At 72.6% G+C, this 20,565-nt stretch carries 17 protein-coding genes; 2 read left to right on the forward strand and 15 right to left on the reverse strand.

From position 1 onward, the window contains the following. Positions 1 to 14 precede the first annotated feature (14 nt). Positions 15 to 497: an MSMEG_0572/Sll0783 family nitrogen starvation response protein gene (locus G472_RS0114880; RefSeq protein ID WP_029009035.1), complete on the reverse strand. Its 483-nt coding sequence runs from the start codon at positions 495 to 497 to the stop codon at positions 15 to 17. 491 nt (positions 498 to 988) lie between these two features. Here G472_RS0114880 and G472_RS0114885 point away from each other — a divergent pair, with 491 nt between their 5' ends. Beyond that, positions 989 to 2,410, forward strand: a complete 1,422-nt coding sequence (locus tag G472_RS0114885; protein WP_035692490.1) for an aminotransferase-like domain-containing protein — start codon at positions 989 to 991, stop codon at positions 2,408 to 2,410. Between the two features lie 16 nt (positions 2,411 to 2,426). Here the strand turns inward: G472_RS0114885 and G472_RS33350 are convergent, their stop codons facing one another. The 12 genes from G472_RS33350 to G472_RS0114945 form a co-directional block, all read right to left on the reverse strand. After that, positions 2,427 to 5,612 (reverse strand): response regulator, encoded by a 3,186-nt coding sequence (locus tag G472_RS33350; protein ID WP_051340846.1) that lies wholly within the window; start codon positions 5,610 to 5,612, stop codon positions 2,427 to 2,429. Then, positions 5,609 to 6,220: a TOL_0243 family YfiR-like periplasmic protein gene (locus G472_RS33355; protein ID WP_084536657.1), complete on the reverse strand. Its 612-nt coding sequence runs from the start codon at positions 6,218 to 6,220 to the stop codon at positions 5,609 to 5,611. Before G472_RS33355 ends, G472_RS33350 begins: the two co-directional genes overlap by 4 nt. Positions 6,221 to 6,236: 16 nt before the next feature. Then, complete coding sequence (locus tag G472_RS33360) at positions 6,237 to 8,294, reverse strand: TonB-dependent receptor plug domain-containing protein (RefSeq protein WP_156927126.1); 2,058 nt, start codon at positions 8,292 to 8,294, stop codon at positions 6,237 to 6,239. Positions 8,295 to 8,525: 231 nt separating this feature from the next. Further along, positions 8,526 to 8,714, reverse strand: coding sequence for a hypothetical protein (locus G472_RS33365; RefSeq protein ID WP_035692492.1), 189 nt, complete (start codon positions 8,712 to 8,714; stop codon positions 8,526 to 8,528). Between the two features lie 81 nt (positions 8,715 to 8,795). Next, positions 8,796 to 9,659: a sugar phosphate isomerase/epimerase family protein gene (locus G472_RS0114910; protein WP_029009037.1), complete on the reverse strand. Its 864-nt coding sequence runs from the start codon at positions 9,657 to 9,659 to the stop codon at positions 8,796 to 8,798. Positions 9,660 to 9,674: 15 nt separating this feature from the next. Further along, entirely contained in the window at positions 9,675 to 10,844 is a 1,170-nt protein-coding gene (locus G472_RS0114915) for a dihydrodipicolinate synthase family protein (RefSeq protein WP_029009038.1), read from the reverse strand. Between the two features lie 16 nt (positions 10,845 to 10,860). Next, positions 10,861 to 12,012, reverse strand: coding sequence for a Gfo/Idh/MocA family protein (locus G472_RS0114920; protein ID WP_029009039.1), 1,152 nt, complete (start codon positions 12,010 to 12,012; stop codon positions 10,861 to 10,863). Positions 12,013 to 12,095: 83 nt separating this feature from the next. Then, positions 12,096 to 13,520, reverse strand: a complete 1,425-nt coding sequence (locus G472_RS0114925) for an enolase C-terminal domain-like protein (protein WP_029009040.1) — start codon at positions 13,518 to 13,520, stop codon at positions 12,096 to 12,098. Further along, the gene (locus tag G472_RS0114930; protein ID WP_029009041.1) at positions 13,517 to 14,359 is read right to left on the reverse strand and encodes a sugar phosphate isomerase/epimerase family protein; all 843 of its coding nucleotides are present in this window, start codon (positions 14,357 to 14,359) and stop codon (positions 13,517 to 13,519) included. Before G472_RS0114930 ends, G472_RS0114925 begins: the two co-directional genes overlap by 4 nt. Beyond that, complete coding sequence (locus tag G472_RS0114935) at positions 14,356 to 15,882, reverse strand: tripartite tricarboxylate transporter permease (protein ID WP_245593499.1); 1,527 nt, start codon at positions 15,880 to 15,882, stop codon at positions 14,356 to 14,358. The genes G472_RS0114930 and G472_RS0114935 overlap by 4 nt, the downstream gene beginning before the upstream one ends. Positions 15,883 to 15,888: 6 nt before the next feature. Further along, a complete protein-coding gene (locus G472_RS0114940) occupies positions 15,889 to 16,413 on the reverse strand; it encodes a tripartite tricarboxylate transporter TctB family protein (protein ID WP_029009043.1) in 525 nt (174 codons plus the stop codon). 27 nt (positions 16,414 to 16,440) lie between these two features. After that, entirely contained in the window at positions 16,441 to 17,463 is a 1,023-nt protein-coding gene (locus tag G472_RS0114945) for a Bug family tripartite tricarboxylate transporter substrate binding protein (protein WP_051340861.1), read from the reverse strand. 191 nt (positions 17,464 to 17,654) lie between these two features. Here G472_RS0114945 and G472_RS0114950 point away from each other — a divergent pair, with 191 nt between their 5' ends. Beyond that, a complete protein-coding gene (locus G472_RS0114950; protein WP_035692494.1) occupies positions 17,655 to 18,383 on the forward strand; it encodes a TetR/AcrR family transcriptional regulator in 729 nt (242 codons plus the stop codon). Here G472_RS0114950 and G472_RS0114955 read toward each other — a convergent pair. After that, entirely contained in the window at positions 18,343 to 19,443 is a 1,101-nt protein-coding gene (locus tag G472_RS0114955; protein ID WP_029009046.1) for a YheC/YheD family protein, read from the reverse strand. The genes G472_RS0114950 and G472_RS0114955 overlap by 41 nt on opposite strands. Next, on the reverse strand, positions 19,413 to 20,543 hold the full coding sequence (locus G472_RS0114960; RefSeq protein ID WP_156927127.1) for a hypothetical protein: 1,131 nt from the start codon (positions 20,541 to 20,543) through the stop codon (positions 19,413 to 19,415). Before G472_RS0114960 ends, G472_RS0114955 begins: the two co-directional genes overlap by 31 nt. Between the last annotated feature and the right edge of the window lie 22 nt (positions 20,544 to 20,565).

Genomic DNA, 20,565 nt, shown 5'->3' on the forward strand with positions numbered 1-20,565 from the left:
CCTCCGCCGGCCGCCTACAGGGTCCAGGTGTTGAGGATGAAGGCGTTGGCCTTGCGGTGGAGCAGCACGATGTCGAGCACGTCCAGCGGGCTGATCGGGCGGATGCCGGGGATGAGCGAGCCCTCGCCGTGGCCATAGAGCGCCTGGAGCGCGAAGCGGCAGGCGTAGACCTTGCCGCCCTCCTCCATGAACTTGACCATCTGCTTGTTCATCGCCTGGTGGCCGGGAAACGCCTCGTCGCCCAGGGTCGGGAAGCCGCGCTGCACGCCCAGCGTCACGCCGGGGCCGTACAGCAGGATCGACGTCTCGAACCCCTTGCGCTGAAGGCGCGTCGCCTGGAGCAGGTTGACGAGACCGATCGACCCTTCGAACGCCACGGTGTGGAAGGTGACGAGCGCCAGCTCACCCGGTTCGGCCTTGACGTCCTCGAAGACCTTCTCCTCGTAGTCGACCAGAAAATCGCCCTTCTGGTTGTGCGGCTTGGTAACGGCAGGCATGGGTCTCTCTCCTCTCCTGATGTCGGGCCCCGGCCGTGCGGCAGGCCACCGGACGTTCAGCAAGCACCGTGCCAGTCATTTTCCGAACATGACTGCATTCTAATGAGGCCGAAGACGCATCAATTTTCCGATCAAAGACCGCATTTCAGATGGGGGTATGGACGGTGTGCCGGGCCCGCAGTTTAGGCCACGTCAGGTCAAATTTTGGGCGGCTCGGGTATTTGACTGCATATTGTGCAGTTTTCCGGATGGGTCCGGCGCCCGCACGGGGCGCGACAACGGCCGCACCGCACCCCGCCGCGCCCGGCAAAACTCCATGCTTTCCAAGCATTTTGTCGCGCTTTCCGCGGATGATTGCGGCGGACCGAATCTGCGGCTAGGATGGCGCGCCGATGCGGGAGGGGCGTGCTGCCCGAATGATCAATGCCCAAATTGCATCCATAGACCCGAAGCCGATTGACTGCATTCACTGTTAGGCTATCGTTGCTCGCATGACCCAGCCGACCCACCCCTGGCTTTCCCTGATCCGTGGCAGCGACAAGCCGCGCTACGTGGCGATCGCCGATGCCATCGCCGATGACCTGCGCCGGGGCCGGCTGGCCCCCGGCGACCGGCTGCCGCCACAGCGCACGCTGGCGGAAGCTCTGGATGTGGACTTCACCACCGTCGCCCGCGGCTACAACGAGGCGCAGCGGCGCGGGCTGGTCGAATCGCGCGTGGGCGCCGGCACCTTCGTGCGCCCGCCGGAGACGCCGGCGGCGGCCGTTCCCGGGCCCGCGGCGCCGGCGCCGGTGCGCACCGGCACGCCGCGCCGGGCGGCCGACCGCTCGATGAACCTGCCTCCGGAGATCGAAGACCCCGCCCTGATCGCCCGCATGCGGCAGGGCTGGGCCGAGGTGGGCGAGGATCTCGTCGATCTCCTGCGCTACCAGGAGTTCGGCGGTTCACCGGAGGAGCGGCAGGCCGGGGCCGACTGGCTGGCCCGGCGCGGGCTGCCGGCGCCGGTGGAGCGGCTCCTGGTCTGCCCCGGCACGCACGCAGCCCTGCTGGCCGTGCTGGGATCGCTGACCAAGGCGGGCGACGTCATCTGTGCCGAGGCGCTGACCTACCCCGGCCTGCGGGCTCTGGCGGCGCAGTCGGGGCTGGAGCTGATCGGCCTGCCGATGGACGGGGACGGCATCCTGCCCGATGCCTTCGCCGAGGTCTGCCGGACGCGCGCGCCGAAGGTCCTGTACTGCAACCCGACGCTCCAGAACCCCACCACCATATCCCTGCCGGCCGAGCGGCGGGCGGCGCTGATCGAGGTGGCGCGGCGCCACGGCGTCACCATCGTCGAGGACGACGCCTACGGCGCCCTGCCGGTCGACGGTCCGCCGCCGCTGGCGGCGCTGGCCCCGGACATCGTCTTCTACATCGGCGGCCTGGCGAAAAGCCTGGGTGCCGGCCTGCGCGTGGCCTATCTGGTGGTGCCCGAGGCCCGCCGCATCTGGCAGCTTTCGGCGCATCTGCGCGCCACCACGGTGATGGCGTCGCCCCTGACGGTGGCGCTGGCCACGCGCTGGATCACCGACGGCACGGCGGACGCCATCCTCGCCGCCGTGCGTGCGGAATCCGCGGCCCGGCAGGTTCTCGCGCGCGGCATACTGCCGACACCCAAGCCCCGCTCCGCCCCCGAAGCCTTCCATTTCTGGCTGCGCCTGCCCGACGACTGGAGCCGCTCCACCTTTGCGGCGACGATGCGCACCTCCACCATCGGCATCGTGGTCAGCGACGCCTTCACCGTGTCCGGCCCACCGCCGGAGGCGGTGCGCATCGGCCTCGGCGGCTGCTGCGCGGCGGAGGTCCGCATGGCCCTGGAGATGATGGCCCACACCCTGTCCCGCCCGCCGGCGCTGGCGTCCGCGTTCCTGTGACAGGGCCGGCCCGCCGTCAGGCCGGCGCCGCGGTTTCCCGTTCAACGCGTCGGGTCACCTCGGCCAGCGCTGCGTCCAGTTCGCTGCGCAGCAGCGGCAGCACCGCCGTGCCCGGGTCGGGGTCGCCCTCCCCGGCGGCGCTGTGGATGATGCGGGCCAGTTCCGACACCACGGGAAGCCCCAGGTTGCCGGACTGAGTCCGCAGATCGTGGGACGCCGCGCGCACCACCGCCGCGTCGCCGATGGCCAGGGCGTCGGACATCGCGTTGACCGCGGCCCGTGCGGTCCGCCCGTATTCGGCCACCAGGGCACGCAGCCGGTCGCTCCCCAGTGCCGCACCCAGCGCCGTCAGATGGGACGCGTCGACCCGGCGCGGGGCAGGGGGCCGTGCATCGCCGCTGCCGGCGCCGGTCAGGGCGGCCTTCAGGGAGGCCGGCGTGACCGGTTTGGTCAGGCATCCGTCCATGCCCGCGGCCCGGCACATGTCGGCGGTGTCGGCCGACGCGCTGGCGCTCATGGCGATGACGGGAATGCGGCGCTGCGGGTCGGGCAGGGCGCGGATGGCGGCGGTGACGGCGAAGCCGTTCATGCCCGCCATGCCGAGGTCGATCAACACCACGTCGACGTCCCCCCGTCCGGCCGCGGCCACGGCGTCGGCACCGTCGGCCGCGATCGTCACGGCGTGCCCCAGGCGCCGCAGATACTCCCCGGTCAGGCGCCGGATCAGCGGGTCGGTCTCGGCGAGCAGCACACGCAGCGGCGCCCCGGGACGTGCGTCCGGCCTCCCGGACGCCGGGGCGGGGTCGAGATGGCGGGCGAGCATGCGGCCGATGTCCTCGCGGGTCACCGGTTTGCCCAGGTGGTCGTCCATCCCGGCGGCCAGGCAGGCGTCGCGGTCCTCGGTCAGCACGTTGGCGGTCAGGGCGACGATGCGCTGGCGGTCGCCGCCGGGGGATTGCTCCGCCTCCATGGCGCGGATGCGCCGCGTCGCCTCATAGCCGTCCATGCGCGGCATCTGGCAGTCCATCAGGATCAGCGCGTAGCCGCCGCGCCGCCACTCCTCGATGGCTTCCACGCCGTCGCGGGCGATGGCGACCTCGCACCCGAAGCTGCGCAGCAGCGCCCCCGTCACCTCGGCGTTGATCGCGTTGTCCTCCACCAACAGGACCCGGCCGCGGCTGCGGCCGGGCGCGGCCGCGGCCGCCGGCGGGACCGGCTCCGCGGCCGCGGCCGGGGGAGCCGGCGCGTCGGCGGCGGGCAGGTCGGCCAGGGTGGCGAGCAGGTGGGACTGGCGCACCGGCTTTTGCAGCCGGCGGGTGAACAGGCGGGCCTCGTGGGGCAGGTCGGGCGCGTCGACCGACGTCAGCAGGATCAGCGGCATGGTCGCCGACGCCGGCCGGGCCCGGATGGCGGCGGCCAGGGCCACGCCGTCCATGCCCGGCATGGTGCGGTCCAGCAGGGCGAAGGCGTAGGGGCTCCCCTGCGCCTCGGCGGCGGCGATCAGGGCCAGGGCCTCCCGGCCGCCCTCGGCGCCGTCGGGCACCGCACCCCGGCCGGCCAGCATGCGCGTCAGGATCTCCCGGTTGGTGGCGTTGTCGTCCACCACCAGCACGCGCCGGCCGGCCAGGCGCGCCGGTGCCGGCATCCCGCTGCCCGTACCCGCACCCCGGCGGCAGCGCAGGCGCACGCGGAAGGTGGAGCCCCGGCCCGGCTCGCTGTCCAGCTCCAGCCCGCCGCCCATCATGCGCGCCAGGTCGCGGGCGATGGTGAGGCCGAGCCCGGTGCCGCCGTATCGCCGCGTGGTCGACCCGTCCGCCTGGGCGAAGGCGTCGAAGATGTGGTCGCGCACCGCCGGCGCGATGCCGATGCCGGTGTCGCGCACCGTGATCTCCAGGGTGACACCCTCCGCATCGGCGGCGGCCACCGCCGCGCGCACGACCACCTCCCCCTTGTCGGTGAACTTGACGGCATTCCCCACCAGGTTGACCAGGATCTGGCGCAGCCGGTTGGGGTCACCCTCCAGCGGCGCGGGCACGTCGGGTTCGACCAGGCTGGCCAGTTCGATCCCCTTGGCCAGGGCCCGCGGGGCGAAGGCGTCGGTCACCTCCTCCACCAGGTGGTGGAGGTCGAAGGGGATGGTTTCCAGCTCCAGCTTGCCCGCCTCGATCTTGGACAGGTCCAGAACGCTGTTGATGAGGCCGAGCAGGGTGACACCTGACGTCCGGGCGGTTTCGGCATAATGGCGCTGGCGGGGGTCCAGCGCCGTGTCCAGCAGCAGCTCCAGCATGCCCAGTGTCCCGTTCATGGGCGTGCGGATCTCGTGGCTCATGTTGGCCAGGAACTGGGACTTGGCGCGGCTGGCCAGCTCGGCCGCCTCCTTGGCCGCGCGCAGGTCGGCGACGGTGGCCTCCAGCTCGCGGTTGGCGGCGGTGAGGGCGGCGGTGCGGGCCGCCACCTCCTGCTCCAGGGTGGCGCGGTGGTGGGCCAGGGCACGGTCGCGCTGCTCGATCTGGGAGAGCATGCCGTTGAACCCGCCGATCAGCAGCCCCAGCTCGTCGCGGCCGCTGGCGGGCACGCGCACGGAGTAGTCGTTGCCGGCGGCGATGCGCGCCATGGCCGCCTGCAGCTCGCGGATCGGCCGCGAGATCACCCGTTGCAGCACCAGCGACAAAAGCGCTGCCGCCAGCAGCGCGACCGCGGCGATCACTGTCGCCGTGACGGTGTAGCGCTGCAACCGGTCGGTCAGCCGGCTCAGGTCCGACACGATGGTCACATGGCCCAGCAGTTCGCCGTCGTGGACCACCGGCAGGGTCACCGTCAGCGTGTCGCCGTCGATGCGTTCCTCGGCCCTGACGGGACCGTCGACCGGCGCCATCGGCACCCCCCGGGGCGGCGTGAAGGCGGCCAGCACCCGCCCGGACCGGTCGACCACCCGGCCCGCCCGGATGTGGGTCTGCGCCAGCAGGGCCGACAGGGTGTCCGCCGCCGCCTCGGGATCGCCGAAGGTCAGGGGGGCCGCGAGGTTGCTGGCCATCACCCGGGCCACCCCGTCCACCTCCTCCACGGCGTGGCGGCGCATCATGGCGACGACGTCGAATCCCAGCGCCACCGCCGTCCCGACGATGCCGACGCTGCACACCAGCAGCATGATCGCGATCAGCTTCTGGGCGATCGGGCGGTTGCGCAGCATCCGGGCGATCATGGCGCATCCTCCACGATGCGGGCCAGCCGCAGCACCTGCGAGCTGAGCGTCACGCCGCTGCGCGCCAGGGCGTCGCGGTTGACCTCGAAGCGGACGCGGCCGTCGGCGATGTACAGATTGATGATCCCGCCCCGGTGCGTGAAGCCGTCGCTGTCGGCAATGGTCAGGACCGGCCGGCCCCTCAGGGCACCGGCGACGGCGGTCCAGCGCTCCACCGCCGCCCGGGCGATGAACAGGAGGTGACAGGCCACGGCGTCCTCCGCTGCGAACGCGGCGTCCGCGATCTCGCGCACCGCCAGATGACGGTCGCCCACCGGCCGGTGGTGCAGCGCCCCCAGCGCCGGGCCGAACGGGTTGCCCCCGGCGACGCACAGCACCAGCGGCGCGTCCGGTCCGGTGAAGGCGGCGGGCGGCCAGGTCGCGAACTTGGCGAAATTGTACACGAAGGCGGCCTTCACTTCGTACTCTTCCACCGCCGCATCCTGCGCCGCACCGTCGCGGGCGCCGGCCACCGCCAGCAGCAGGGCCGCCAGCAGCGTCCCCGCACGCTTCGGGATGCGGGCGCGTCGGGCCGGACTGTCCTGATGATTGGCCGCGGTTCTCATCATCCCCGCCCGTCGCCGGTCAGAATCGCCGGATCACGCGGGCGTAGACACCTCTCTGCACCCGGCTGGGCGTCAGGTCGATGACCCCGGGGGTCGCCTCCATCCGTTCGGGTCCGATCAGGTTCTGGCCGACCAGCGCCAGTTCCCATTGCTCGGTGGGATGCCAGGCGAGGCTTACGTCCAGCGCGGCGTAGCCGCTGATGATGCCGTCGCCCAGATCGTCGACGGCGCGGGCCGTCAGGTCGAGCTGCACGCCGGACCCCAGGTCGTGGGAGGACCGCAGGATCACCTGGTGAGCCGGGCTGCCGGATTCGGCAAGCCGGGCGGGTCCGGCGGCGGAGCCGTCCTTGTTGCGGATGTGCATCTTCAGGGCGCTGTATGCTCCGCGCAGGCGCCAGCCCGGACGGACATCCCACTCCGCGGCCACCTCGACCCCGTACGTCTCGCCCTCCAGGGAGTTGGCGGCGCTGACCGGCAGCAGCAGGTGCGGCACCGGCATCCGCACGGGCGCCGGAGCGCCGACCCGGAAGCCGCGCAGGTCGGTGTACGTGTTGTAGAAGGCGGCCACGTCCAGCGACACCGACGCCACCGGCTGCACGCGGTAGCCCACCTCGTAGGCGACCACCTTTTCGGACGCCAGGTCCTCGCTGCCGGTCAGCGCGATCGCCAGGGGCAGGCGGCCGGTGGGGATGACCTGCTGGACGCCCACGAAGTCCTGTTCGGCGCGCGACGGGGTGCGCACGGCGCGCGATACCGCCGCCCACACCACATGATCCTCATGGGGCGTCCACACGGCACGTACGGTCGGTTGCAATTCCAGCCCGGTGGTCTCCCGGTACTCGGCCTTGGCCCCCGCGGTCAACTTCAGCCGGTCGGGGACCAGGGTGTGCTCGTTCTGGGCGAACACGCTGAACAGGGTGGAGGTGCGCGTCGTTCCGCGCGCGGAGATCAGGCCATCCTCGATGTCGCTGCGGTACCAGCGTGCGCCCATGCCCCAGATGAAATCGTCGCGTTCGCTCAGGGCGAAGCGGTGCTCCGCTTCCACGTCGACGGTCTGCTCACGGAAATTGCCGAGACGGCCGCGGAAGGTGCTGTGCTGGTAATAGCCCTGGACCAACAGGTGCGAGGCGGGCGCCAGGGTGCGCCGCCAGCGGCCCAGCACGTTGGCGTTGCCGGAGACCATGTCGGCACGCACCATGCGGACATAGGGCGGCGTCAGCAGCGGGGCGTAAGTGGCGTCGTCGGCCGTGCCGTGGAACATGTCGCCCTGCACCGTCAGCCGGTCCCGCGGCGACAGCTCCAGATCCGCCCGGAAGCCGGCGCGTCCGAACCGGCTGTGGTCCTCACCCGAACCGGGGGAGTCGGCCCCGCCGGCGTCGCGCGCCGTTCCCTCGGCGTAGATGCGCGCGTGTCCGGCGTCGCCCAGCCGGCCGCCGTAGCGCGCCCCGATCGAGCCGCGCTCCTGCGTGCCGACGGTCGCGCTGACCAGCCCGCCGGTGGTCGCCGCGGCGGGCTTGGTGACGATGTTGATGACGCCGTTGACGGCGTTGGCGCCCCACAGGGCGGCACCGGGACCGCGGATGACCTCGATGCGTTCCACATCCTCCAGGAAGACGCCCTCGCGTCCCCACAGGATGCCCGAGAACAACGGGGTGTAGGAGCTGACGCCGTCGATCAGCACCAGCAGCTTGTTGGCGTCACTGCCGCCGAAGCCCCGCGCCGTGACGAACCAGCGGTTGGAGCTGATGCGGGCGACCTGCACCCCCGGCACCAGGCGCAGCGCATCGGGGATCGAGGTGGCGCCAGACCGGCGGATCTCCTCCCCGGTCAGCACGAACATGGCCGCTGCGGTGTCACCCATGCGCTGCGGGCGCTTGGCCGCCGAGGTCACCGTGACCTCCAGCGACATCAACTCTTCCAGGCTGAGCCCCATCAGGCCGGACAGGGTTCCCGCCGCCGTCCGACCGACCGGTCCGTCAGCGGCAAAGACAGCCGCGGGTGTCAGCAGCGGCACCAGCAGCGCGACCAGGGCCGGGAAGGCGACCCGGCGGTGGCCGGGCTTGTGTTCGTTGGTCATCCGCAGCACCCATGGCCATCCCCACACCCGTCGCGGCCGCTGCCGGCCGGCGGGCGTCGCTCAAATACAGGACAAATCGATCGGCGTCGAGGGTGCGCGCCATGTTGCCGATCCGGTGCGGCGGAAAGGACAAAATCCGGGCCATCCGCAATGATTGCAGTAGCGGCGGGATGGGAGAGCAGGGCAGGGCGCCGGGAGGGCCGTCATGCGACGTCGCATGACGGCGCTTCGTCAGGCAACCACCAGTCCGAGAAAGGTCAGCAGGACGAAACCGACCAGTCCGCCGATGAAGACGGCGCGCCGTGCCGGTGTGTTCAGGATGATGCGGCCGCCGCGGGCCTTCTCCGCGGAGATCGGCCGGCCGGCGGAGCCGGGCGGTCGGCGGTCCGTGCGGGGGTCGGGGTTTGCGGGGTCGGTCATGGCAATGCTCCGGCCTGTTGACGGGGTGGCATCCCCCCGTCAACAGGCCGCTGCCCCGTCCCTCACACACCACCGTGCGGTTCAGACGGCCGTGCGGTGGCGCCCGATGCAGGTGGCCAGCACCTCGTCCATGGGCAGCGCCCACCAGCGCTCGGAGAAGATCTCCACCTCCGCGAACCCGGCGAAGCCGGCGGCCTCGACGCGGGCGCGCAGGCGCGGCAGGTCGATGACGCCGTCTCCCATCATGCCACGGTCGTTCAGCAGGTCGGTGGTCGGCACCAGCCAGTCGCAGACGTGGAAGGCCAGCAGCCGGCGCCGGCCGGCGCGGGCGATCTGGGCGTCCAGATCGTCGTCCCACCACACGTGGTAGGCGTCCACCGCCACCCCCAGCGCGCCGCCGCCGTCCGGGTCCAGCCGGTCGCACAGGTCGAGGGCGTGGCGCAGCGTGTTCACGCAGGCGCGGTCGGCGGCGTACATGGGGTGCAGCGGCTCGATCGCCAGGGGCATACGGGCGCCGCGGGCGTACTCCAGCAGCTCGGCGATGCCGTCCTCCACCCGGGCCCGGGCGGCGCCCAGGTCCTTGTCGGGGCGGCAGCCGGGGCGCGAGAACTGCGGCAGCCCGCCGACCACCAGCACCAGGCAGGGGGCGCCCAGCGCCGCCGCCTCGTCCACCGCGCGGCGGTTGTCGTCGCGCACCTCGGCCCGCCGCTCGGCGTCGGCCGGGAACATGCCGCCGCGGCAGTAGCCCGACAGCTCCAGCCCCGCGTCGCGCAGCGCCCGCACCGCCCGCTCCAATCCGATCGCCGCCACCTGGTCGCGCCAGGGGGAGACGGCGCGGATGCCGTGGCGCGCGCAGGCGTCGATGATGGCCGCCAGGTTCCCTTGCCGGCGCACCGTGGCGGTGTTGACGGACAGCCAGCGGTGATCGCCCGAGAAGTCGCGCATGTCCGGCCCCTCCCGTCAGCCCGCGTCCACGCCGCGCACCGCCAGCACCGCGCGCATGCGGGCGGCGGCGGCGGCGGGGTCGCGCAGCAGCCCGGCCCGGTCGGCCAGGCGGAACAGCGCCGCCAGATGCAGGGTGGAACGGGCGCTCTCCTGGCCCCCGATCATGGTGAAATGGTCCTGGTGGCCGTTCAGGTAGGCCATGAACACCACCCCCGTCTTGTAGAAGCGGGTGGGGGCGCGGAAGATGTGGCGGGACAGGGGCACCGTCGGCCCGAGGATGTCGTGGAAGACGTCCTCCCGGCCCTCCGCCAGGGCCGCCAGGGCCGCTGCCGCCGCCGGGGCGATGGCGTCGAAGATGCCGAGCAGCGCGTCGGAGTGATGGGCCCCGTCGCCGGCGATCAGCTCGGCGTAGTTGAAGTCGTCGCCGGTGTACATGCGCACCCCCGGCGCCAGCCGCCGGCGCATGGCGATCTCCTTGTCCTTGTCGAGGAGGGAGATCTTCACCCCGTCCACCCTGGACGCGAAGTCGTTGATGATGGACACGGCCGTGTCCATGGCGGCGTCCGGGTCGTCGCTGCCCCAGTAGCCGGCCAGAGCCGGGTCGAACATGGCGCCCAGCCAATGGATGATCACCGGTTCGCGCACGCGCCCCAGGACATGGGCGTAGACCCGCAGGTAGTCGTCCGGCCCGCGCGCCACACGCGCCAGGGCCCGCGACGCCATCAGGATGATGCGCCCGCCCAGCGCCTCCACCGCTTCCGCCTGCTCCTCGTAGGCGCGGATGACGTCGTCGATGCCGCGGGCATCGTCGGGTGCCAGGTGGTCGGTGCCGACGCCGCAGGCCACGAGTCCGCCGCGCGGCCGGGCGGCGTCCAGGGAGCGGCGGATCAGCTCCAGCGAGGCCGGCCAGTCCAGCCCCATGCCGCGCTGGGCGGTGTCCATGGCCTCGGCGACGCCGAACCCCAGGTCCCACAGATGCTCGCGGAAGGCGATGGTGCGGTCCCAGTCGATGGCGGCGTCCAGCCACGGGTCGGCGTCGGCCAGCGGGTCGGCCACGGTGTGGGCGGCGGCGAAGGCGACGCGGGTCAGCGGCCGCTCGGTGCGGGCCGGAAAGCCCCGCGGCGGGGAGAGCCGGTAGGATTCCAGCGTGCGGTCGGCGCGCGGCAGGCGCAGGGTGATGTCCATGGCGGGGGTCTCCGGTTCAGACGGTCAGCGCCGGCACGTCGACCCAGCGACGCTCGCGCCAGCTCTGCATGGCGCATTCCACCAGCTGGACGCCCTTGGCGCCCTCGATCAGGCCATGGGCGTAGGGGGCGTCCTCCGCCACGTGGCGGATGAACATCTCCCACTGCACCTTGAAGCCGTTGTCGCAGACCTGATTGTCGGGCACCGGCTGCCAGGTGCGGTAGAAGTCGATGGTCTGCTTCTCGTCCGGGTTCCACACCGGGCGCGGCGTGCCCTGGCGCGGCTGGATCACGCAGTCGGTCAGCCCGGCGACGGCGGAGCCGTGGGTGCCGTCCACGTGGAAGGTGACGAGGTCGTCGCGGTAGACCCGCGTCGTCCAGGACGAGTTGATCTGGGCGATGACGCCGCCCTCCAGCTCGAACGTGGCGTAGGCGGCGTCGTCGGCGGTGGCGTCATAGGGACGCCCCTGTTCGTCCCGGCGCTGCGGGATGTGGGTGGCGCCCAGGCAGGACAGACTCTTCACCGCGCCGAACAGGTTGTCCAGCACGTAGCGCCAGTGGCAGATCATGTCGAGGATGATGCCGCCGCCGTCCTCGCTGCGGTAATTCCACGACGGGCGCTGGGCCGGCTGCCAGTCGCCCTCGAACACCCAGTAGCCGAACTCGCCGCGCACCGACAGCATGCGGCCGAAGAAGCCGCTGTCGCGCAGCATGCGCAGCTTCTGCAGGCCGGGCAGGAACAGCTTGTCCTGCACCGTGCCGTTCTTCACCCCGGCCTCCCGCGCCAGGCGGACGATGCGCATGGCCTCGTCCAGGCCGGTGGCGATGGGCTTCTCGCAATAGACGTGCTTGCCCGCCCGAATCGCCCGCTCCAGCAGGGCCGGGCGCATCTGCGTGGTGCCCGCGTCGAAGAAGATGGCGTCGTCGGGGTTGGCGAGGGCTTCGTCCAGGTCGCCGCTCCACCGCTCCACCCCGTGGCGCTGGGCCAGTTCGCGCACCTTGTCGGCGTTGCGGCCGACCAGGATGGGGTCGGGCACGACCCGCGACCCGTCGGACAGGGTGACGCCGCCCTGCGCGCGGATGGCCAGGACGGAGCGGATGAGGTGCTGGTTCATCCCCATGCGCCCCGTGACGCCGTGCATGATGATCCCGAGTCGTCGCTGAGCCATGTCCGCCTCACTCCCTCGCCCGTGTTATAAGTAAGTAACTTGTTAGTTACATAGATGATGAATACAGGATGGCGCGGCCGCCGTCAACGGCCGGGGGCCAGAGGTGCCATCCCTTCGGTTTGCGGATGGGCGCCCGCGGCGAAGCCCGGCCCCCACAGGGAGCCGAGGGCGATCCGCCCGTCGGCGATGCGCAGCCGCACGCGCCCGTTGCGGCGCTCGTAGAGGTCCGGGTGGGCGGCCAGGAAGGCGTCGGCCTCCGCCTGCGGCGCCGTGCCGAACCCGTCCACGTAGTGGTGGCCGTTGCGCTCCACGTGCGTCAGCCCGAGCAGGGCCACCAGCGCCAGGTCCTGCTGCACGCCGAGCCCGGCCTGCGTCGTCAGGTCCTCGGCCGACTGGAAGTGTCGCCGCGTGCCCTCTTCGGCGTTCCAAAGGGCGCAGCGCGCGGCGTTGAGCAGGGATTTGTAGAGCCCCTTGCACGCCTTGCTGGACACGCCCGTGTATCCCAGCGCCAGCGCCCGCACGAAGGCGTCGGGGGTGCCGTCCGCCTCGTCGATGATGACGGGACGATGGGCGGCCAGCGCGTGCACCGGCTCTGCGAAGGTGCGGGCGCGGGCGACGGGCTGTTCGATGAAGGCGGTGGCGGCGGCGAAGCGGGCCAGCCGCGGCGTCTCGCCGATGCGACGCCACAGCTCCAGGATATCCTCCGCCGTGGCGTACTGCTCGTTGCCGTCGAGCGTCACCAGGATCGGGTCGGGGATGCGGTCGAGCACGGCGGCGATGCGGGCCAGCCGGTCCAGGTCGGCGGCGGCGTCGCCGGACACCTTCACCTTGAAGTGCCGGTGCCCGTAGGCCGCCACCACCTCCTCCAGGCTGTGGGGCAGCCCGTCGTCGACCCGGCCGCCGGGCGGGATCTCCGCCGCGGTGACGGGATCGACCAGCCCCACCGTGTGGCGGGCGGCGATGGCCGGTGCCGGGGCCAGGCCGGCCAGGAAGGCCGGCGGGTCGAAGCCGGCCAGATCGGGTGCGGCCTCTGCGGTGGTGAGTCCGACCAGGTTGCGGCGCACCAGATCGGCCGCCGACAGGCCCAGCGCGCGGCCCAGCGCGTCCAGCACCGCCTTGTCCAGTTGCGCCGCCCCGAACCCGGCGGCGAGCGGCGGCACGCCGGTGACCGCGTCGCGGTGCGCCAGGGAATGGCCGTACGCCGTCCGCGCGACGCCGTCCGCGTACGCGGCGCCCGCCCGCCGCAGCACGGCGCGGAGCTGGTCCACCGTGTCGGGGCCGCTGAGCGCCGGGTCCTTGTCGAACCACTTCGGCACCATCAGCTCGGCCGCCATGCCCTCGGCCGTGCGCCCGTCCTCCAGGCGGATGCGGATGCGCACGTACGCCTGGGCGGTCTCGGTCAGGGTGATGATGCCGAAGCGGAAGGGGATGCGCAGGCGCACGGGCCGTTCGTACAGCGCGACGGCGGTGACGGACAGGCGCGGGGCGGTTGCCGGGCTTTCCCTCATGGGGTCTCCGTATCCAGGGCGTCGAGGATGCCGCGCAGATAGCCGATGCAGCGGGCGGCCACCGCCTCGCCGTCGGGTTGGTAGACGAAGGGCTCGACGCTGATCGCCCCGGCGTAGCCGGTGTCCCTGAGCGCGCGCAGCAGCGGGGCGAAGCGGTCGCCGCCCTCGCCGGGACCGCGGCGGTTGCGGTCGCTCACCTGGACGTGGCCGATCAGCCCCCGCGGCACCCAGCGCCGCGCCAGGGCGTCCGGCGCCTCGTCGCCGGACAGGGCGGCGGCGCCGGTGTCGATCATCGTGCGCAGGGCCGGCACGCCGGCGGCCTCCACCAGGGCCGCCGCCTCGGCCACCGTGTTGGCGAAGGCGTCCTCATGGCGGCCCAGGGGCTCCAGGCACCAAGTGATGCCGTGGCGGGCCGCCCGTCCGGCCACGCCGGCCAGCAGGTCGACGGCGCGCCGCCGCACGGCGGCCGCGTCCTCGCCGGGCGGCAGGCGGCGCTGCAGGGGGGAGCCGTGGACCATCACCCGCCCGCCCAGGTCGGCGCACAGCTCCGCCAGCCCGTCCAGCACCGCGGCGGTGCGCCGCCGCAGCGCCGCGTCGGGGTCGGTGATCGACAGCCCCTCCGGCGTCACCAGCAGCCAGTGCAGCCCGACCACCGACAGGCCGGCGTCCGCCGCGGCGCGGCGCAGGCGCTGCCGCTCGCCGGCGGGCAGCCGGTGCGGTTCCGGGCCCAGCGTGAAGGGGGCGATCTCCAGCCCGTCGTAGCCGAGCGCCGCCGCCCGCTCCGCCTGCGCCTCGAAGGGGAGGTGGCGCAGCACCTCGTTGCACAGGTGGATCTTCACGGCGCGCTCCCCTGCCGGCCGAACGCCAGGCCGACCAGGCGGCCGGCGCCGCGCCGCACCGGCGCCAGGCCGACCAGCAGCATGGCCAGCGTCGTCACCCACAGCACCATGGACACCGGCCGCGTCAGGAACGGTGTCAGGTCGCCGTCGGCCAGCATCAGCGCACGGCGCAGGTTCTTGTCCAGCAGGTCGCCCAGGATGATGCCCAGCACCAGCGGCGCCATGGGATAGTCCATGCGCCGCATGACGTAGCCGATCACCCCGAAGGCCAGCATCACCCACACGTCGAACAGGCGCTGGGTGATGGCGTACGGACCGATCACGCACAGCACGAACACCACGGGCATCAGCCGCTCGCGCGGGATGCGCAGCACCAGCAGCAGCGGCCGCGTCAGCAGCAGGCCGAAGATGCCCATGGCCAGCGTGGCGAACACCACCATCCACACCACGCCGTACACGAACTCCGGCTGTTCGATCATGATGGTGGGGCCCGGCCGGATGCCGTGCAGGAACATGGCCGCCAGCAGCACCGCCGCCGGCGCCGAACCCGGCACCGCCAGCGTCAGCGCCGGGATGAGGGCGCCGGGGATGGCGGCGTTGTTGCCGGTCTCCGCCGCCACCAGCCCTTCCGGGGCGCCTTTGCCGAAGCGGTCCCGTTCCGGGCTGGAGCGCCGCGCCGCGGCGTAGGACACCCAGGCGCCGATGTCCTCGCCCACGCCGGGGATGATGCCGACGCCGGTGCCGATCACGCCGGAACGCACGATGGTCCGCCGGTAGCCCCACAGGGTGGACAGCCGCGGCATGATGCGCCCGACGGTGCGCGCCGCCAGCTCCGCCCGGCGTTCGCGCAGCACGCAGAGCACCTCGGCGAAGCCGAAGGCGCCGACCAGCGCCGGGATCAGCGCGATGCCGCCGGCCAGATCGGTGCTGCCGAAGGTGAAGCGGGCGTGGGCGTGCAGCCCGTCCTGCCCGATCATCGCCACCAGCAGCCCCAGCACCCCGGCGATCCAGCCCTTCAGCGGGTCGTTGAAGGCGGTCATGCCGCCGGCGATGACGATGCCGAAGACGGCCAGCCAGAAATACTCGAACGAGCCGAAGCCCAGCGCCACATCGGCGAGCACCGGCGCCACCACCGCCAGCGCCGTCACCCCCACCAGGGTGCCCAGCACCGACGACACGGTGGCCAGCCCCATGGCCTCGCCGCCGCGCCCGGAGCGGGCCAGGGGGAAGCCGTCCAGGGTGGAGGCGGCGCTGGCCGGCGTGCCGGGGATGTTCAGCAGGATGGCCGTGCGGCTGCCACCGTAGATGGCGCCGACGTAGCAGCCGATCAGCACCAGGATGGCCTGGTCGGCCGCCAGCGTGTAGGTCAGCGTCGTCAGCAGCGCGATGCCCATGGTGGCGGTGAGGCCGGGCAGCGCGCCGATGATGATGCCGAACAGGGTCGCCAGCGTGACGTTGAGAAGGCTTGCCGGCGTGGCCATGGCCACGAAGGCGTTCGCCAGGGGGGTGACGCTCTCGAACACGGGGCCTCACGGCATGCGGACGAGGAAGAGGTCCTGGAACAGCAGGTGGATTCCCGCACCCGTCGCCGCCGCCAGGACGGCGGCGGCGAACAGCTTGCGCCGGCGGGCGGCGGGCGGGTCGGCGGGGTCCCGCTCCAGCACGGCGGTGAAGGTGAAGACGAACAGCGCCGTGGCCAGCCAGAAGGGCAGCCGGCCGACCAGCCCCACCGCGTAGACGAGGCAGAGGCCGAGCACCAGCGGCACCCGCAGGCGGTCCCCGTCCGGGGCCGCGGCGTCCGCCGCCGCCGGCGGGGGGCGGCGGACGCCGCGCCGCAGGGCGAGCGCCAGGCCCAGCACCGCCAGCGTCGCGCCGAGGACCCCCGGCACCATCCCCGGCACCGTCCAGGGATCGACGCCGCGCTCCGGCAGCCGGTCCATCAGCACCGCGCCGGCGGTGACGGCGATTCCCAGGGCGGTGAGGAACACGCCGGTGATGCGGTCGGCGCGGACGTCGCCACGGACGTCGGTGCGCACGGGGGTCGTGGCGGTCATGGCCGCACTCCTGTCCCGGCCCGCGGATCAGGGCTTCGGGATGCCCAGCGTCGCCGGGTCGGCCTTGGCCTGGCCGCGCTCCACCATGCCGTAGGCCATCTTCTGGATGGACGGCATGGCCGCCGCATAGGCTTCCTCACCCATGACCACCGCGGGGATGGAGCCCTTCTGGGCGCCGTAGCGCTGCAACGCCTCGGACCCGTCGATGGTCTTCGACCAGATGTGCGCGACGGTGTCGACCACCTCCTGCGGCACGCCCCTGGGAATGAACAGGCCGAAGTAGTCGTCGGCGACGGGGTAGTCGGGATAGAAGCGGGTGATCGGCGGGATCTCGCCGACGCCGTCCAGGGTCAGCGTGCGGCCGCCCAGCACCGCCAGCGGCCGGATCTTGCGGGCGCGGATCATCTCCGCCTGGTCGGCGGCGAGCTGGGTGGTGGCGACGGTCTCGCCGCCGGCGGTGGCGATGGTGGCGGGGTTGCCGCCGTCGTAGGTGACCTGCTTGACCTCGACGCCCAGCGCGTTGCTCAGCGCCGCCACGGCGGCCCCGCCCGAGGAGTTGACGCCGGCGGTGGCGACGGTGACGGTGCCGGGCTTCGCCTTCATGGCGTTCACCAGCTCCTCCGCCGTTTGATACGGGGTGTCGGCGTTGACGCTGAGGACCGAGGTGTTGACCACCGCCAGGAACAGGTGCCAGTCCGTCAGCTTCGTGTCGGCCAGGCCGCTGACGCCGTAGGTGCCGATGTCCTTGGCCGCGCCGGAGGCCCAGGTGTAGCCGTCGCGCGGTGCTTCCATCACCGAGCGGGTGCCGATGGCGCCCTGGGCGCCCGGCTGGTTGACGATCACGAACTTCTGGCCCAGCTCCTTCTCCAGCTCCACCGCCACGAGGCGGACGATCTGGTCGGTCGAGCCCCCGGCACCCCAGGGCACGACGATGGTCACCGGCTTTTCCGGCTTCCACGACGCGGCCGACGCCGGCGTCGCCGCCACGGACAGGGACAGGGCGCCGACGCCGACGGCAGCGCCCAGGGCGAGCAGCTTCTCTTTCAGCATGTCCATCCTCCCTCGGCCAATCCGCTGGATGGCCGGATTGTTTTGTGCTCCCATCATTGCCCGGGGCTTGACCCGGCGTCAATAAGTAAATAACTGGTTAGTTCTATCGTCGGTATCGTGGCCGTCGCGGGTCTTGCGGTTCGCCGCCGCCGCCGCCATAGAGGGTTCGGAACAGGAAGAAGGCGATCCGGATGCCCGCCACCAAAGCCGCTGCCGCCCCCGGCTCCGCCCCGGGCCCGGGGTCCGCCGACGCCACCGTCGCGCCGGACGCCGCCCGGCCGGTCCGCCACCGCCGTTCGGCCGAGGCCACGCGGGCCCGCATCCTGGAGGCGGCGCACCGGGAGTTCGCGGCCAAGGGATTCGAAGGCGCGCGCATCGACGTGATCGCCGACACGGCGGAAGCCAACAAGCGGATGATCTACCAGTATTTCGGCGACAAGGAGGGGCTGTACGTCGCGGTGCTGGAGATGGCGTACGACCGCGCGCGCTCGGCCGAACGCCGGCTCGACCTCAAGCGTCTGAAGCCCGACGCGGCGATGCGCCGCCTGGTGGCGTTCACCTTCGACAGCTTCGTGGAGGACCGCTCCTTCATCCAGCTCCTGAACACGGAGAACATGATGGGGGCGCGCTATCTGGCGCGATCGGGGGCGGTGCAGGCCATGCATTCACCGCTGTTCGGCATGATCGCCGACATCCTGGAGCGCGGGGCCACCGAAGGTTCCATCCGCGCCGACGTGGACCCGGCCCAGCTCTGGATCTCCATCGTCGGGCTCAGCTACTTCTACTTCTCCAACATCCACACCCTGTCGCTGGTCACCGGCCAGGCGCTGGAATCCCCCGACGCCCTGGCCGCCCGGCGGGACCACGTGGTCGGGCTGATCATGGACTATCTGCAGCCGGCCGCCCGGCCGTCGCGCTGACGGCGCCGGCCGCCGCCCGGAATGTCCGCGCCAGATACCGGGCGTAGGCGATGGCGTGGCCGGCGCGCATGAACTCGTGGTAGCGGCTCTGCGGGTGGGTGTTGACCTCCACCACCCAGGGGTGGCGGGCGCCGTCGACCAGCAGGTCGATGCCCAGCTCGTCGATGCCGCCGCCGTACCGGCCATCGACCGTTTCGGCAACCTCCAGGCCCAGCCGGTGCAGCCGGTCCACCAGGGCCGGCGCGTCCTGCTTCAGGCTGGCGAAGAACTGGTGGATGTCGCCCTGGTAGCCGCCGCGGCTGGTGTTGGACACCATCAGGCCGGCCTCCGACAGGCGCACGTACGCGCGCACCGGGGACCACGCGCCGGTGCTGTCCTTGTGCACGTGCACGCGCACATCGAAGTACCGGTCGCCGCGCGCCCGCGACAGGATCAGGCGCTGCATCAGCCAGCGGCCCTCGTCCAGCATCGGCAGCAGGTCGGCGGCCACCGCCGCCACCGTCGTGTCGACCTCCTCGGCGTGGCGGCGCAGGCGGACGCCGCTCTCGGTGGCGGTCAGGAACAGGATGCCGCGGCCCCGCTGCCCCTGGGCCGGCTTCACCACGATGCGCCGGTGGACGGCCAGAAAGTCGGCGATCCGCCCGGCGATCCGGTCCGCCTCCAGCGGGGCGTAGGGGATGACGTGGGGGGCCAGCGCCGTCCCCTCCAGCATGGCGGCGACGCCGATCTTGTCGGCGATGCGCAGGGTGGTGAAGGGGGCGTGCCGGCGCAGGACCGCCTCGACCGCATGGTCGATGTCGCGGCGGGCGTAGATCGGGTTCATGACCACGTCCGGGAAGCGGAACCGGCGCTCCCGCCAGCCGTCCGGTTCCAGGACGAGCCCGCGGATCGTTTCCGAATCCGGGTCCGCGTCCTCGGTCGCGAACACCATGAAGGATGCCCCCTGCAGCAGGGCTTCCGCCGCCAGGGCGCGCAGCCGCAGGGGCTCGACCGCGTCGAGGGGCGGGCGAAAGCCGGTGTACAGGCCGATCAGGGGCGGCCGGTCGTGTCGGTCGGGCATGGGGGGAGCGCGATGAGGTGGTCGAGGATGGCGCCGCTGACGTCCTGCGCCTCGCCTTCCCATGGGTAATGGTACAGGACGACGCCGGGCGAGCTGTTGATCTCCAGCACCCGGTGGTTGTCGGGTGCGGCGGGGCGTCCGCGGTCGGCGACGACCATGTCGACGGCGGCCACGACGAGGCCGGGAATCGCCCGGCACGCCGTCTCCGCCACCGCGGCGTAGGAGGGGTGGGTGTCGCCGGGGCAGGCGATGCTGTCGGCGCCGGTGGCCCCGTTGGAGGTGGCGCGCAGCAGCACGCGCATGCCCGCCGCCGGCACGCTGGCCAGCGACAGGCCCTGCCCGGCGAGGTGGCCGAGCAGGTCGTCGTCGACGATGATCGGCAGGTGGTCGGGCAGGGCGCGCACGGCCCGCTCGCGGTTCTTCGCCTCGATCAGCCGGGCGATGGTGGCGGCTCCGTCGCCCGTCACGTTGGCCGGCCGGTTGAGCGACACCGCCACCGCGCGTGCGCCTGCGAGGAAGAAACGGATGACCTCGCCCTCGACGCTGTCCTCCACGAGGATGCGGGCGAAGCGGCTGCCGGCCCGCTCGAACGCGGTGCGGACCGCCGCCGCGTCCGTTAGCCCGGGGAAGACCATGATGCCCTTCATCCCGTTGTTCGGCTTGACGCACTGCGCACACCCCGCGGCGGCGGCGTGGGCCAGCGCGCCGGACAGGTCGCCGGCGTCGAAGACGGCGCCGGCCGGAACGGGCACGCCGGCGGCGGCCAGGATGGCCTTGGTCCGCGCCTTGTTCGTGGTGATCGCGGCGGCGGCGCCGTTGACGTGGCGCCAGGGTGCGCCGTCCGGTGCGCGCAGCAGCATGCCGACCCGGTAGGCGTACACCCGGTCCCCGATCGCCAGCCGCAGCCACTGCCGCACCGGATGGGACGGGGATCGGGCGGCGCGGACGACCGACAGGGGAATGCCACGGGCCAGGGCGGCGGCGGCCAGGCAGCGGGACTGCACCTCGAGGGTGCGCAGGGGCGCCGGATCATCCCCGTCCCGGCCAACCGACGGGGCCGCCGACCCCTGCGGGGGGAGCGTATGAGGATGTTCGGTCACGGTCGGCGCGTTCCCCCTGCAC

The sequence above is a fragment of the Azospirillum halopraeferens DSM 3675 genome, from assembly GCF_000429625.1.
GTDB classification, from domain to species: domain Bacteria; phylum Pseudomonadota; class Alphaproteobacteria; order Azospirillales; family Azospirillaceae; genus Azospirillum; species Azospirillum halopraeferens.